This window comes from Paraburkholderia sp. JPY419 (genome assembly GCF_050435705.1).
Taxonomy (GTDB): domain Bacteria; phylum Pseudomonadota; class Gammaproteobacteria; order Burkholderiales; family Burkholderiaceae; genus Paraburkholderia; species Paraburkholderia youngii.
In genome coordinates this window covers 877,204-891,143 of record NZ_JBNDKV010000004.1, presented here as the reverse complement: position 1 = coordinate 891,143, position 13,940 = coordinate 877,204, and the positions used below count along the sequence as shown (strand labels likewise).

General features: G+C 62.7%; 14 protein-coding genes and 1 pseudogene. 8 read left to right on the top strand and 7 right to left on the bottom strand.

From position 1 onward, the window contains the following. Positions 1-13 precede the first annotated feature (13 nt). A complete protein-coding gene (locus tag QFZ91_RS32590; protein ID WP_429569717.1) occupies positions 14-1,318 on the top strand; it encodes a c-type cytochrome in 1,305 nt (434 codons plus the stop codon). An 83-nt stretch (positions 1,319-1,401) separates the two neighbouring features. Here QFZ91_RS32590 and QFZ91_RS32585 read toward each other — a convergent pair whose 3' ends face one another. Beyond that, entirely contained in the window at positions 1,402-2,403 is a 1,002-nt protein-coding gene (locus QFZ91_RS32585; RefSeq protein WP_176384582.1) for a DnaJ C-terminal domain-containing protein, read from the bottom strand. 566 nt (positions 2,404-2,969) lie between these two features. Further along, entirely contained in the window at positions 2,970-3,947 is a 978-nt protein-coding gene (locus QFZ91_RS32580; RefSeq protein WP_429569716.1) for a zinc-binding alcohol dehydrogenase family protein, read from the bottom strand. A 213-nt stretch (positions 3,948-4,160) separates the two neighbouring features. Here QFZ91_RS32580 and QFZ91_RS32575 point away from each other — a divergent pair, with 213 nt between their 5' ends. Both QFZ91_RS32575 and QFZ91_RS32570 read left to right on the top strand, forming a co-directional pair. After that, positions 4,161-4,679, top strand: a complete 519-nt coding sequence (locus QFZ91_RS32575) for a LysR family transcriptional regulator (protein WP_429569715.1) — start codon at positions 4,161-4,163, stop codon at positions 4,677-4,679. Beyond that, entirely contained in the window at positions 4,657-5,097 is a 441-nt protein-coding gene (locus QFZ91_RS32570; protein ID WP_429569714.1) for a LysR substrate-binding domain-containing protein, read from the top strand. The genes QFZ91_RS32575 and QFZ91_RS32570 overlap by 23 nt, the downstream gene beginning before the upstream one ends. A 57-nt stretch (positions 5,098-5,154) precedes the next feature. On the opposite strand, the gene QFZ91_RS32565 is transcribed toward QFZ91_RS32570, so the two are convergent. Both QFZ91_RS32565 and QFZ91_RS32560 read right to left on the bottom strand, forming a co-directional pair. After that, a complete protein-coding gene (locus tag QFZ91_RS32565) occupies positions 5,155-6,066 on the bottom strand; it encodes a LysR family transcriptional regulator (RefSeq protein WP_429569713.1) in 912 nt (303 codons plus the stop codon). Between the two features lie 131 nt (positions 6,067-6,197). Beyond that, entirely contained in the window at positions 6,198-6,635 is a 438-nt protein-coding gene (locus QFZ91_RS32560; RefSeq protein ID WP_429569712.1) for a hypothetical protein, read from the bottom strand. 164 nt (positions 6,636-6,799) lie between these two features. Here QFZ91_RS32560 and QFZ91_RS32555 point away from each other — a divergent pair, with 164 nt between their 5' ends. From QFZ91_RS32555 to QFZ91_RS32535, 5 genes are read left to right on the top strand one after another with little or no spacing between them, the layout of a single operon-like run. Next, a complete protein-coding gene (locus tag QFZ91_RS32555) occupies positions 6,800-7,123 on the top strand; it encodes an aldehyde dehydrogenase family protein (protein ID WP_429569711.1) in 324 nt (107 codons plus the stop codon). Continuing rightward, positions 7,120-7,758: an NADPH-dependent F420 reductase gene (locus QFZ91_RS32550; protein ID WP_429569710.1), complete on the top strand. Its 639-nt coding sequence runs from the start codon at positions 7,120-7,122 to the stop codon at positions 7,756-7,758. Before QFZ91_RS32555 ends, QFZ91_RS32550 begins: the two co-directional genes overlap by 4 nt. Positions 7,759-7,802: 44 nt before the next feature. Further along, the gene (locus tag QFZ91_RS32545) at positions 7,803-9,062 is read left to right on the top strand and encodes a hypothetical protein (protein WP_429569709.1); all 1,260 of its coding nucleotides are present in this window, start codon (positions 7,803-7,805) and stop codon (positions 9,060-9,062) included. Positions 9,063-9,087: 25 nt separating this feature from the next. Then, positions 9,088-10,407 carry a hypothetical protein gene (locus QFZ91_RS32540; protein ID WP_429569708.1) on the top strand — a complete coding sequence of 440 codons (1,320 nt, stop codon included), beginning with the start codon at positions 9,088-9,090 and terminating at the stop codon, positions 10,405-10,407. Positions 10,408-10,447: 40 nt separating this feature from the next. Further along, on the top strand, positions 10,448-11,569 hold the full coding sequence (locus tag QFZ91_RS32535) for a hypothetical protein (protein WP_429569707.1): 1,122 nt from the start codon (positions 10,448-10,450) through the stop codon (positions 11,567-11,569). A 44-nt stretch (positions 11,570-11,613) separates the two neighbouring features. Here QFZ91_RS32535 and QFZ91_RS32530 read toward each other — a convergent pair. The 3 genes and pseudogenes from QFZ91_RS32530 to QFZ91_RS32520 form a co-directional block, all read right to left on the bottom strand. Continuing rightward, positions 11,614-12,268 (bottom strand): annotated as a pseudogene (locus tag QFZ91_RS32530) (amino acid ABC transporter permease). Between the two features lie 2 nt (positions 12,269-12,270). Then, positions 12,271-13,038, bottom strand: a complete 768-nt coding sequence (locus QFZ91_RS32525) for an amino acid ABC transporter permease (RefSeq protein WP_429569706.1) — start codon at positions 13,036-13,038, stop codon at positions 12,271-12,273. Positions 13,039-13,100: 62 nt separating this feature from the next. Continuing rightward, on the bottom strand, positions 13,101-13,913 hold the full coding sequence (locus tag QFZ91_RS32520) for a transporter substrate-binding domain-containing protein (RefSeq protein WP_176123209.1): 813 nt from the start codon (positions 13,911-13,913) through the stop codon (positions 13,101-13,103). Positions 13,914-13,940 lie beyond the last annotated feature (27 nt).

The window sequence follows — 13,940 nt, the reverse complement described above, 5'->3', positions numbered from 1 at the left end:
CAAGGAGCCCGACATGAAAAACATGCTGAAGGGTCTTGGCGCGGCGCTGTGCGTCGCCTTGCCGATTCTCGCGCAAGCGCCTGCTGATGCCGCGACTCCGGCGGGTGCCGGCGCAGCCGATCAAGCGCTCGTGCAACGCGGCGCCTATCTCGCTCAACTCGGCGACTGCGCGGCTTGCCACACCGCGCCGAAAGGCAAGCCGTTTGCCGGCGGTCTGCCGATGAACACGCCGATGGGCCGCATCTACGTGACCAACATCACGCCCGATGCGCAGACCGGCATCGGCGGCTACACGGAAGCGGACTTCGCGCGAGCGCTGCGCGAGGGTGTCGCGAAAGACGGGCACAACCTGTATCCGGCGATGCCGTACCCGTCCTACGCGAAGGTCAACGACGACGACGTGAAGGCGCTGTACGCGTTCTTCATGCACGGCGTCGCACCGGTGCAGCAGGCGAATCGCGAGTCCGACATCAAGTGGCCGCTGAACATGCGCTGGCCGCTGATGTTCTGGAACATGGCGTTTCTGCAGAAGGGCGCGTATCGCGACAAGCCGGGCAAGGACGTCGCGTGGAATCGGGGCGCGTATCTGGTGCAAGGGCTCGGACATTGCGGGTCGTGTCACACGCCGCGCGGCGTTGCGTTCCAGGAAAGCGCGCTCGACGAAAGCGGCAGCGCGTTCGTGAGCGGCGCGCTGCTCGACGGCTGGTTCGCGTCGAACCTGACCGGCGAGCACAACAGCGGGCTCGGCCGCTGGAGCGACGAGGATCTGCGCACATTCCTGAAGACCGGCGCGAATCGCCATGCGTCGGCGTTCGGCGCGATGACGAGCGTGATCAACAACAGCACGCAAGCGCTGAGCGACCAGGACATCGCGGCGATGTCGGCGTATCTGAAGTCGCTGCCGCCGGTCGGCGGCAACGGCGCGCCGGCCTATACGTACGATCCGCAGGCGACGAAGGTGTCGCTCGATCGCCCCGCGAACGATGCCGGCGCGCGCGTCTATACCGCGTATTGCATGCACTGCCACGGTGTCGACGGACGCGGCTTCGCGCCCATGCTCGCGCCGCTTGCCGGCAATCCGAACGTGCTCGCGAAGGACGCATCGTCGCTGATCAACGTGACGCTGAACGGCACCGGCGATCTCGTGATCAACGGCGTACCGTCGCCGTTCCCGATGCCCGGCTTCGCGGCGGTGCTCGACGATAAGCAGATCGCCGACGTGCTGAGCTTCGTGCGCGCGGGCTGGAACAACGGCGCGCCGGCGGTTGGGGCGGCGGAGGTGGCGAAGTTGCGGCAATCGACGCAGGCGGGGCGGTGATCGAGAGGTGAGTGCGGGGGAACGGAGCGCAAAAGCGGCAACCCATGCAGCGCAGGGTTGCCAGTTTGCTCGAGAGCACGGCTTTATGATTTGTGTTGCGAGAGTGCTGGAACAGCATGCATTGCTCGACGCTCCGCATCCTCAAACATCTCACGTAGCGTTTGTCGCTCGTTGTCGCTCAGATGTGACGCAGCGGACGGCATCGCGAGAACCAGATGTAACGTCAAGTCCCCGCGCGAGCCGCTATGGTTCGTGAGTCCATGCCCAGGCAAGCGGATCGTGGTGCCCGCGTTCGCATTCGGTGGAATCTCCAGCTGGAGGGTGTGGCCGAGGATCTGTGCGGCGAAGTTGCCGCCGAGCGTGGCCGTCACGAAATCAACATGGATATCGCACGCGAGATTCAGCCCGTTGCGACGGAAGGCCGTATCGCACACGATCACGACCGAGAAGATGGCGTCGCCCGGCGGACCACCATTCGTCCCGGGATGGCCGCTGCCTTCGACGACAAGACGCTGGCCATCCCAGGCGCCCTGCGGAACCTTCACCACCTCTGATTTCCGGTAGGTCCTGCTACCCATGCCGAGACATGTCGGGCACGTCTCACTGGTTGGCGGGCGCCCGGTGCCGTCGCAGTCGGGGCAGCGCGAGCTGGCGGCCGACAGGCCGCTGCCGTGGCAGCTCATGCACGGAGAGCCCCTTTCCTGACATTGCTGACACGGACCCTTCACAGGGTAGCTCGCTTCGATCTCGCCGCCATAGATAGCGGCTTCGAGCGGCACGAAGAGTTCGATCAGGCAGTTCGCGCCACGCATCGGCGGCGCGTTATGGCGCGCGCGAGAGCGAGCTTCCTTGTCGTGATCCTGAGCCGACGTCCCCATCGAGCTTCGCACGGGCGAGCTGCGCTCACCGGTCAGGATTTCAAATGCTTCCTGAATGCGCTTGAACACCGGCTCGACCATCGATTCGCGCCCCTTGTTGCGGTCCGGATGGTACTGAGCTCTTAGCCGCCGGTATGCGCGCTTGATGTCTGACGGTGACGCATTGCACGGCAGGTTCAGCCGTCTGTAATATTCATCGACGCTCACACACTGCTCCGTCGTTCTTTTAGAAGGCGTAACTCTATCAAGACAAAGCGAAACGGCTGTCAGTTGACCTCGAAACTTCCAATGGAGATCATCGGCGTGGCAGTGGGTTGCCGATGCCGGATGAGTTTCGTTGCGCAGGGGAGACGGCAGGGCGTCGGAAAGCAGTGGGCGAGGGCATGTATATGTGGCTCAGGACGACCCGGAACTGCCCTTCAAGCATGCACAAAATCAACGGCAGCTTCCGGGTGCAACGGCCCTTCGGGTTCATTTCGGAAATTCCGCTTTGCGGTCGCCGTGACGACTCCGGCTAGCCGGGTTGCGGCCAGCTCGACGTTCATCTAGCCGCCAAAAAAATAGCGGCGTTTCGCGTCGACACACCGCACAAGGAAATTAGGGAATTGTGCGGCGCGTTGCATTCTGGGCCAGGTGGGCCGCGTCGCCATTAGTGAAGGTGCTTCGGAGGCCACCGCGGGCGCGGTTTCCTTCTGGCCAGCTATTGTCGGTGTGCATCGCGAAACGTGAGATGGGGGCTTCCATCGGTCGATGCAATCGCCTGGAGGCGGCCTTCATGGCAGCACGACGATCTTCCCTCCAGCCTTGTTCTCTTCCATGCACCGGTGTGCTTCCACGATTTCGTCGAGCCGGAAAACCTTCCCAACGGGGACGCGAAGTGTTCCGGCCTTCACCTGCGCCAGTAATTCGTCATACGGCGTCGCCATGAATTCATTGACTCCGCCGTCGTAAATGGTGAGTTTCACCGTGCTCGGTATCACTTCCATCGGACTGAAGGTATCGAACGACCACTGGTTGCCAACAATGCCAGTCATGCACACCACGCCGCTTTGTTTTGCACAGCGCAACGAGTCCTTCAGCGTCGTGGTTCCGATGAGTTCCAGCACTTTATCCACGCCGCCGGGCGACACTTCGCCGATCTCCTGCGCGATTGCGCCCGAGTCTATTACGACACGGTCGGCGCCGTTCGCACGCAGCGCGTCGCCTTTCTGCGGATTGCGGGTCGTCGAAATCACAAACGCACCGTGCGCTTTGGCAATTGCCGCGGCGGCAAGTCCAACCGATGTCGTTCCGCCTCGAATCAGCAGCCGGTCCCGCTCTTGCAGCGCGAGGGCCTTGAACAGCGAGCCCCACGCGGTCTGAAGCATTTCCGGCATTGCGCCGAGCGTTTCCCAAGCCAAGCCAATGACCAGTTTTTGCACCTGCCGGGCAGGTACGCAGGTGTACTCCGCATAGCTGCCGTCGAACTCACGCCCCAAGCCTCCCATCGCGGTGGCAACCGTATCGCCCTTGGCGAACTCCATTCCCGGTGCGTCTTCCACGATGCCGACCGCCTCGATTCCCAGCACGCGCGGAAACTTCACGCTCTGGGAAAATCCCTGGCGCGTAAACATTTCGGACCGGTTGAGTCCGAACGCCTTCACGCGGATCAGCACCTCGCCTTGCTGCGGCGTCGGTATGGGACGTTGTTCGAGCCTGAGCACCTCAGGACCACCCGGCTCGTAGATCACTGCTGCTTTCATGGTCGTCATCGACGCCTCCTTTGCGGCTCGCGAGTGTCTATTCGAAACCATAGACGAGCCGCGATTTTCCGGTAGACGGAAAAGCAAAAAAACGTTTTCCAGTTCCGGGAAGGTCGGCGTGCCATGACGTGTCACGTGCGCGCTCGTACTCCCGGGTCGGCGCCCGTTCTTGCGACGCCGCTGACGATTGGCGCACAATGGTTTTCCAATGATGGAAAAGCGATGGCGAACCTCAGCTCGCTGGTGATATTCGCAAAGGTGGTCGAATCGGGCAGCCTTTCCGGGGCGGCACGCCGGCTTGGCATGCCGGTCTCTACGGTCAGCCGGCACATCGCAGAGTTCGAGAAGGCACTGGGCGTTCGGCTCCTGGAGCGCTCCACGCGTAATCTCACCCTCACCGACCTCGGCAAGGAGGTGTATGAGCAAGCCGTGCGAGGCGCCGAGCTGGGTGAGGCCATCGACAGAGTCGCTTCCAGCCATCTCTCGGACGTGTCAGGGCTCTTGCGCCTTTCGGCGCCGCCGAGCGTTTCGGACACCTTGCTGACGCCGCTCGTCTTGGAATTCCAGAAGCGCTATCCGAACGTGCGTTTTCAGATTCTCGTTACCGAGCGCTATGTCGAACATATCGCGGACGGCGTCGACCTTGTGTTCCGGGTTGGTGCATTGCGCGATTCGTCGCTGGTCGCGCGGGCGCCTTCTGGCCTATCGGCATCGCATCGTGGCAACGCCCGCCTGCCTTAAGCGCTGCGGGGCGATCCGAAAGCCGCAGGATCTGCTCGAGCATCGCCTCCTTGCGTTTTCGCACTGGAAGGCGGATTGCAGCTGGTGCTTCGTGCACGAGAATGGAAGGGAAAAGCAGACGCTCACGTTCCAGCCGTTATTCGCGATGAACGATTTTGCCGGCCTCGCTTCCATGTTGCTGGCGGGTGCCGGCATCGGTGAACTGCCCCCTGTGGTCCGGCCCGATCTTGTCCGCGAGGGCAAGCTGGTGGAGGTGATGCCGCAGTGGCGCCTCCCGACATACGACCTCTCACTCGTGTACTTGGGCAACCGGCACATTTCGAAACCGTGCAGGCTCTTCAAGGAATTCGCGATTGAAATGGCACCCGTGTTGTTTCCGGATTTTCCGGAGCAAAGCGCGGAACATTCGAGCTCCTGACGGACGGACTTCGAATGGTTGAAACGGGGTTCGGTGGTATCGCCTGTTTTCGCCTTTTCAGGACGGTAAGGTGCCAAAGAGCCCAGGCACCATCTTCGACGCAAAGTCCCTGAAGATGCGGACCTGCCGGGGCAGATAGCGGTCGCGCAGGTTGGCGATGGTCAGGTCGAACACCGGCAGATGCCAGTCCGGCAAGACCTCGACGAGCTGCCCGCTGCGCACGAGGTCTGGCTGGACGATGGGCGGCAGTTCCCCAATGCCGCAGCCCTCGAGCAGCGCCACAATGAGCCCGGTGTAATCGTTCATGGCAATTGTCGGCTGGAAGGAAACCGTTTCGGTATCCCGGCCGTTGACATGAACGAAGCTCCAGCAATAGTCCGGCTTCCAGAAAGAGAACGCGAAAAGCCTGTGCGCGGGAAGGTCCCGCGGCGATTCCGGAGGCGGGCATCTGGCGAGGTACTTTGGACTTGCAACGAGCTGATGCCGGTAGGTCAGAAGCGTGCGCGCTGCGAGCGTCGCGTCGGTGAAGGTTCCGACCTTGAACGCGATATCGACGTCCTCGGCAATCTGGTCGACGATGCGTTCGGTAATGAATACCTTCACCTCCACGTTCGGGTAAGACTGATGAAAGGCTCCGACGACAGGTACGATCAGCGAATCGGAGAGGTTTGGCGGCGCACAGAGCCGTACGGCGCCGGACACCTCGGGCAGGCGGTTCGAAATGACATTGTCGACCGCTTCGCTGACCTCGGTGGCCTGTCTCGCGAGCTCGAATACTTCGGTGCCGAAGTCTGTGAGCCTCAGGTGATGCGTGGATCGATCGAGCAAACGAACACCCAGCTGATTTTCGAGTTCGGCAATACGGCGGCTCACTGAGGAAATGGGCATCTTCAGCCGCCTCGCGCCCTCCGAGAAACTGCTCGCCTCGACAACCTTCGCAAAAATCAGCAGCGTATTCAGATCTTTCATTACCGTTACGCTCCGTCTGCCCCGCACCTTGCTGACGATCTGCGGCCTCAATCGTCTGACGCAGATTACCGCCGCAACCGGGCGGCAGCAAGGCAGCCGTCCGCCCGTGGCGACGTAAAGGATACAGTCGCCTACAGCACGACTCGCTCGCCGTTCGGATTGCCTTGAAAAGTCCAGCTTCCGCCGCTATGGAACGACGCGCCTGTCGCGAACGTGTCCTCCATGAACTGGAGATACGTGCAGCGGCCATGTTCGACCTTGGCGAACACTGCGAACGGCGTTGTCACGATCTTTGAGAGTACCCTCGATCGGTACGTGAAACGGCCGAACATGGCGGCGTATTCGTCAAAGGTCTTCACGATGCTCTCGGGACCGCGATACGTACCCGGCCCACAGCATGATCCGTTCAGAACGGGATTCTCGTAGTTGAGCGAAACATAGGTCACGTCAGGTGTGACGAGCGCACGGACGCGCTCGATATCGGTTGGCTTCTCGAGTATCGAGGACAGCACTTCGGTTGGCGCGAGCACGGGCTTCTTCCTCCCCATCAGGGGCACAAGTTCGAGCATACAAACGCGGCCTCTCGCGTGAGCTTTCCAGAAATGGAAATCCGATTTCCGCGATGTCCGTTAGCGGTCAGCCGAACGCTTGGCTACCATCCAGAACACATTGCGTGTCACGAGCGTTTGAGCAGTAGCTCTTAACGAAACGGGAAACCGGACGGGAGTGTGATATGGCTTTTAATTTGCGAGGTCGGCCTGGCTTCACCGCGCAGACGAACACGCGAATGTGCGAGGTGTTCTGCGAAGTCGCTAGTCTGCCTGCGGGCGTCGTCAACGATGGGCCGCTCGCGCCGGGCGCCTTCTATCGTTCGGCACTTCTGGAGCTCAACGACCATTCCCCGGCGATCGCACAGACGGAAGTGTTCGGGCCGATCCTCGTCGTGCACGCTTTCGACAGCGAAGACGAATGCAAAGCGTCACTGATTACATCATCCGCCGCGATGCACCGTTGCGGTTACGCAGGCGGGAAACAGAAAGGAGCGCAACTGTCATGAGCACGGCAATCATCGGCCTTGGAAACATAGGCTCCCGGCTGGCGAAGAATCTGGTAACTGGCGGGGAGACGATCATCGTCGCGGCAAGGACGCCGGATAAGGCCGAGGAGGTGGCCCGGGACCTCGGCCGCCATGCCGAAGCGTCGACGGTCGAGGATGCAATGGCCAAGGCGGACGTCATTGTGCTGGCGATCCAGTTCGACGCAATCAGGCAATTTCTCGTCACCCATCGTGAGGCGCTGGCGGGGAAGATCATCGTGGACCCATCAAACCCGATCGCCCCGGACGGTAAGGGCGGATACACGAAGATCATTCCTGACGAGCAATCTTCTGGCGTGTTGATTTCCGGGCTGCTCCCGGATCGGGCGCGTCTCGTCAAGGCGTTCGGCACGCTGGGCGCCGAATCGCTGGAAGCCGGCGCAAACCGGTCGCCGGAGCGTGCCGTGCTGTTCTATGCAGCGGACGATGCGCAAGCCGGCGAGGTCGTGGCAAGACTCATTACCGTCAGCGGTTTTTCTCCCGTGCGCGTGGGCGGCATCGACCAGTCGATCCGGATCGAGGTTGGCGGCGATCTGCACGAGTATGGAAAGCTTGGCAAGCTGGTCAGCGCAAAAGAGGCCGTGTCGCTCGTCTAAGCGGCCTGCGCACCGTGCATCAGATCATGGAGGAACGACTCACCATGAACACCGAAACGCGCACCGTCTCCACGCTCGCCGAATTGCAGACGGCAGTCGATGACGACCAGGTTCTGTATATCGTCGTTTCAGCGCAGATCGATGGGGTCGCAGCCCTTCGCCTGCGGCCCGGTCTGGCTCTGACCGGCATCGACGCACATGCCGCCCTGCGCTTCGCGCCCGGCAGCGACGGGCTCCAGCTGTCGGCCGACAATCGGGTCGAAGGCTTGCGGGTTGCCACGGACCCCGATCGGCGCGCCATTTTCAACGACACGCGTGTCGACGGATTCGGTCGGCTCGTGCTGCGCCATTTGAGTGTTGCGGGCGTCGTGCAACTGCTGGCCCGCGACAGCGTGGCTGGCGGCCATGTCGAAGCACACGATATCGACATTTGGGCCGCGGACGCCCGTGGCTATGAAGAGCGCCCGAAGGGATACGGCGTCGAAGTCGTTCCTGGCGTCTTCACGCTCTGGAATCAGAGCGAAGACCGCGGCGTGGTCATCACGGCGGACCTCACCGGGCTTTCGGCGGGCCGTGCCGGTGCGCCGGTCCGCGGCAGCGGCATCTTCGTTGGTGGCGCCGGAGAGACGGGCGGGCGTGTCGTGGCGAATCGCCTGGAGACAGGCGCCGTCCACAGCGATGGCGGCATCGCGCCCGGGACGCCGGATCGCATCACCGGCGGCGTGTTCGTCGTGTCGGGCGCATTCGTTGCCAGTGTGCGCAATCACGGCCCGGTGACGACCTACGGTTCGAATGACATGGTGCTCGACAACTGGGGAACCGTCGATCGCTGGATCGTCGACGGGAAGGTCACGTCCCACGGGCCGAGCGGCATCGGCTTCGTCAATTTCGGCTCCCTCGAGCGGCTCGAAGTCAACGCGTTGATCGAGACGTTCGGGCAGGGATCGCGCGGCTTCAATGTCTACACGGGCACCGTGCGGTCGGCGCAATTCGAGCGCGTCGTCACGCATGCTGATGGCGCAGTGGGCATTCAGATCAGCCAGCCTGTCGGCGAAATCACCGTCCGCCGGGGCATCGAGACGTGGGGGGGTACGGGCGACTCACTGGTCAAAGGCGTCGTTGTCCGGCTTGCAGCGACGGCGCTCAGCATCAAGCCCGGAGGATCGGCGCGCAAGATCGGAATCGCCGGCGGCCTGATCACGCATGGCGAAGGCGTCAATCCGCTGGAACTGCATGGCGCGATCGATGCGCTTGAGGTCAGCGGTGGATTGACGGCTGCCGGTGGCGGATTCGCCACCATCTAGCATCGAACGACAACCAGGGAACGCAATGGACCACACGACAAAATCCGGTATGGCGGAACAGGCTCGTGCGCGGCGCGAATTTCTGCGTGCGGGCTCGACCTCGGCACTCATGCTTGCCTTGTCCCGCCCGGCGCTGGCCGGGGGCGAAAAGGCCAGGGCCGACGTGGAGAGGGGCGGCTTGCCGCGGCCGGGCGGACCGCTTCGGTCTGCGGGAGCCCTTGAGTTCGGGCCCGACAATGTCCTCTTCGTCGGCGATATCACGGGTGCGGCCGTCCATGCGTTCGCACTGAAGGATTCGGACGTAACCTCACAGCTCGACGTGGAGATGGGAAATTTTCACAACTTCGAAGGCCGCGATCTGGTTTTGGGCGTAGATCAGAAGCTCGCTGCGCTCTTCGGCACGACGGTCGGAAATATTGTCATCAACGATATGGCGATCCATCAGCCGTCGCGACAGATCTTCATGTCGGTCGAGCGCGGCAGCGGACCAGGTGCCATGGCTGCGATTGTGAAGGTCAATCACGGCAAGCTCGAGTTGCTCGAACTGGACGGTATTGCGCACTCGCAAATGGCAATTCCAAACGAGCCGGACCAGAGGGCGATGCTGGAGTTCGAGCCCCAGCAGGTCTATGCGATTACGGATGTCAAGTACTACAACGGCGAGGTTTTCGTCACAGGGATCTCGAATCAGCGCTTTGCATCGACGCTCTATCGCATGCCGTACCCGTTCAGTTCCCGCCTGTCGACGAGCACCGTAGAAATCTGGCACCCGACGCACGGGGAGTTCGAAACGCGCGCCCCGATCGTGCGGCAACTGATCCGGGAGATGGACGGGAAACCGTATCTGTTTGCGGTGTACGGTTGCACGCCGCTCGTCCGCTTCCGTCTGGAAGATCTGAAGGACGGCGCGCATGTGCGTGGGGACACGATCGGCGAGCTGGGCTATGGGTCGAATCCGCTGGATATGCTGACTTATACCGATCCGACCGACCATAAGGACTATTTGCTGGTGACCATTGATGTGCGGAGCGCGTCGCGTATCGAAGCTGCGGAGTTGACGACCGCGAAACCCGGGCCGACCGGTGGTCCCATCGACTTTGGGCCGGGCGGCCTCGGGCGCACGCAGCGCGATCTGCCAATCCGGGCGGAACATATCGCGATTCTCGATCCACGGTGGGCAGTCGTCATCTGGCGGCATCCGAAGACGTCCTGGCGACTGGACATCGGCACGCTGATGGTTCCGTACTTCTTCGACCGCAGATTGGGAATGGCGGAAATGAACTGGCCGAATGGCCCCGATCCGTTCCACTACCGCGAACATCGCAACGAGATCGACCACGCGTAGCGGTGGGCAGATCACGCAACGAGACTGGGTAAGGATGCCAATGACACTTCAGCCAACACTGCGGGTCGACCACGAGACACAGCGGAGCGGGGCGGCTTGCGTCGGCGTGTACAACCTCGATGCGGATCTCATTGAGTTTCTCGTCGAACGCCAGGGAACAGCCCGCCAGCTGCAATCCGTGCTGCGTGTGAACGTCATCGATGCTGCCATGCGCGGCGGCGACGAACTTCCCGATGTGGCCGGCCGCTATCAGCTTCTGGAGGCCGGGGTGCGATTCGTTCCGCGGTTTCCGTTCGAACCGGGCGTTCGCTATCGGGCAAGCTTCGATCCGCGGCCGCTCGGCCGGGTCGGGTATGCGGACGTGCTGACACTCGAATTCTCGCTACCGAACCCATTGGGGGGCGACCCGGCTTCGGTAACGGGTGTCTTTCCATCCGCCGATGTGCTGCCGGAAAACCTGCTTCGCTTCTACGTTTGCTTTTCCAGCCCGATGCGGCGTGGCGGTGCCGAGGCGCAGATCAGTCTCATCGGCCCCGATGGACGGCCTGCGCGCGACGTGCTCTATCGGCCTGCGGTGGAGCTCTGGGACAGGAGCATGCGATGCCTGACGGTTCTGCTGGATCCGGGCAGGCTGAAACGCTGGGTAGGTCCCAATCGGGAACTGGGTCCGCCGCTGAGGTTGGGGCAACGCTACGCGTTGGCCATCGGCTCGGCAATGGTCGACTCATCCGGTCGTCCGCTTCGGCAGAATTTCTACAAGCATTTCGTTGTCGCTCAGGCGGTCCGGGAGCCCGTTGCGCTCGCGGATTGGACGCTTCTACCTCCTGCGGCGCAGAGTTATCAACCTCTGGAGATGGTGTTTCCCAGGCCGCTGGATTGGGCGTTGCTGCGGCGCGCGATTATGGTCGTGAGCGACGACGGACTTCCGGTAGCAGGGCGCGTGGCGATCGAAAAGGGCGAAAGACGCTGGACCTTTACGCCGGATTCGCCCTGGACGGCGACGCGGCCAGCCATTCGCGTCGCGCCGTACCTTGAGGACGTCTGCGGCAACAATCTGTTCGAGGCGTTTGACGGGCCGCTCCGAGCGCACCGCGAATTGACCGTGGAACGCACCAACCACAGGATTCGCTTTGAACTCACACGAGCAGCGAATTCAGCGTAACGAGCGTGGCGGCAACCCTTGGCCTTCGGCGGCTAGTCGTCACCTCACCGATGCTGCCCGACCTTCTGCCGCTTCTCCAGCACGCGCGCATACCAGGTCAGCGGAAAACACATCGCGAAGTAAATCATCGCGACCATGCCGTAAATCGGAAACGGCCGGAACGCGGCATTCGTGATCATCGTGCCGGTCTTCGTCAGTTCGATGAAGCCGATGATCGACGCAAGCGCGGTGCTCTTCACCACCTGCACGAGAAAACCGACGGTCGGCGCGACCGCGATCTTCAGTGCCTGCGGCCACACGATATAGCGCAACTGCTGGCCGAACGTCATGCCGAGGCTCGCGCCCGCCGCCCACTGACCGCGCGGCACCGCTTCGACGCAGCCGCGCCAGATGTCGACCAGATAAGCGCTCGTATAGAGCGTCAACGTGACGGCCGCGGCGGCCCACGGCGACACGTCGATGCCGATGAGCGGCAAGCCGAAGAACGCGAGAAAGAGCTGCATCAAGAGCGGCGTGCCTTGAAACACCTCGACGTACAGCACGACGATGCGGCGCAGCCATGCGATCGGTGACACGCGCATCGCGAGCAGCACAAGCCCGACGACCCCGCCGCCGACGAACGCGATCAGCGACAGCAGCACCGTCCAGCGCGGCGAGCAGCAGATTGCGGGCGATATCCCACAGCGTGAATTCGACCATGATCAGCGCTCCGTCGGCAGGGTACGCGCGCCGCGCCACATCAGGCGGCCGCGCCAGTTGCGCGGCAAGCCGTCGTTGCCGCTGCTGCTGCTGTTGGCGCCACGCGCGGCGCGGCCCGCGAACAGCCCGCGGCCGAAGCGGTTCAACAACTGCCGCAACACGATCGACATCAGCAGATACGTCGCCGTGATGATCACGTAGCTCTCGAACGAACGGAAGTTGCGCGACTGGATGAAGTTCGCCGCATAGGTCAGGTCGGGCACCGAGATCTGCGACACGACGGCCGAGCCGAGCATCACGATCAGCACCTGGCCGAGCAGCGCGGGAAACACGTTGGCGAGCGCCTGCGGCAGCACGACGTAGCGGAACACCTGGCGTCCATGCAGGCCGAGCGCCTCGGCGGCCTGCACCTGGCCGCGCGAAATCGAATCGATGCCGGCGCGCACGATCTCGGTTGCGTACGCGCCGAGATTGACGCTCATCGCCAGAATCGCGGCCTGGATCTCGTCGATATGAATGCCAAGGCTCGGCAGGCCGAAGAACACGAAGAACAGCTGCACGAGAAACGGCGTGTTGCGGATCAGCTCGACGTAGCTCGCGACCAGCCAGCGCGCCCACTTCGGCCCGGCCGCCGCGATGCTCGCGCCGGCAATCCCGACGAGCCCGCCCGCCAGGGTCGAAACGGCCGTGAGACCGAGCGTCACGGCGGCGCCGCGCGCGAGCATCCCCGCATAGAGGCCGAAGCCGCTGAAATCGAATGCGTAAGTCATGGCCTCGTGCCCATCGTAGGATCAGTTTGCGGCGCGGACTTCACAGCACCGAGCCACGGGTTTCAGAGATCGGCTGGCAGCGGCGCGCGCAGCCACTTCTGCGAGATCGCGTTCATCGTGCCGTCCTTGCGGGCCTTGGCAATCGTTTCGTCGACCTTCGCCTTCAGGCGCGGCTCGTTCTTGTTCAGACCGACGTGATCGGGCGAGCTGAACAGCGCGAACTTTTGCTCCGGATCATTTGCCGGATGCCGCGCGAGAATCGTCGCGCCGACGTCGTTGCCGACCACCATCAACTGTACCTGACCAGAAAGAAACGCCGAAATTGCGCCGTTCGGATCGTCGAAACGTTTGATGTTCGCCGACGGCGGCGCGATCTTCGTGACGCTCAGGTCTTCGAGCGTGCCGCGCGCGACCGAGATCGACTTGCCGCCGAGATCGGCGGCGTTCTTCACCGGCAGCGACTTCGGGCCGAACACCGCGAGGTAGTACGGCGCGTACGGTTGCGAGAAGTCGATTACTTTTTCGCGCTCCGGCGTCTGGCCGACCGACAGCAGCATGTCGGCCTTGCGATCGGCGAGGAAAGCCATGCGGTTGTCGCCGGTCACCGGTACCAGTTCGACCTTCGCGTTGAGCGCCTTGCCGATCAGATTGGCGACGTCGATGTCGTAGCCAACCGGCTTCATGTCCGCACCGATCGAGCCGAACGGCGGATAGTCCTCGAACACGCCGATGCGCACGGTGCCGGACTTCGCGATGTCGTCGAGCGCGTCGGCATGCGCGGCCGATGGCAGCGCGCCGAGCGCGGTGATTGCGAGCGTCGCGGCGAGGGTCGCGAACACGCGGCGGGTCGATTGGAGAGCGGGGCGCTGGTTCATCATCTGGTCCTCTGTCGTCATGCGGTT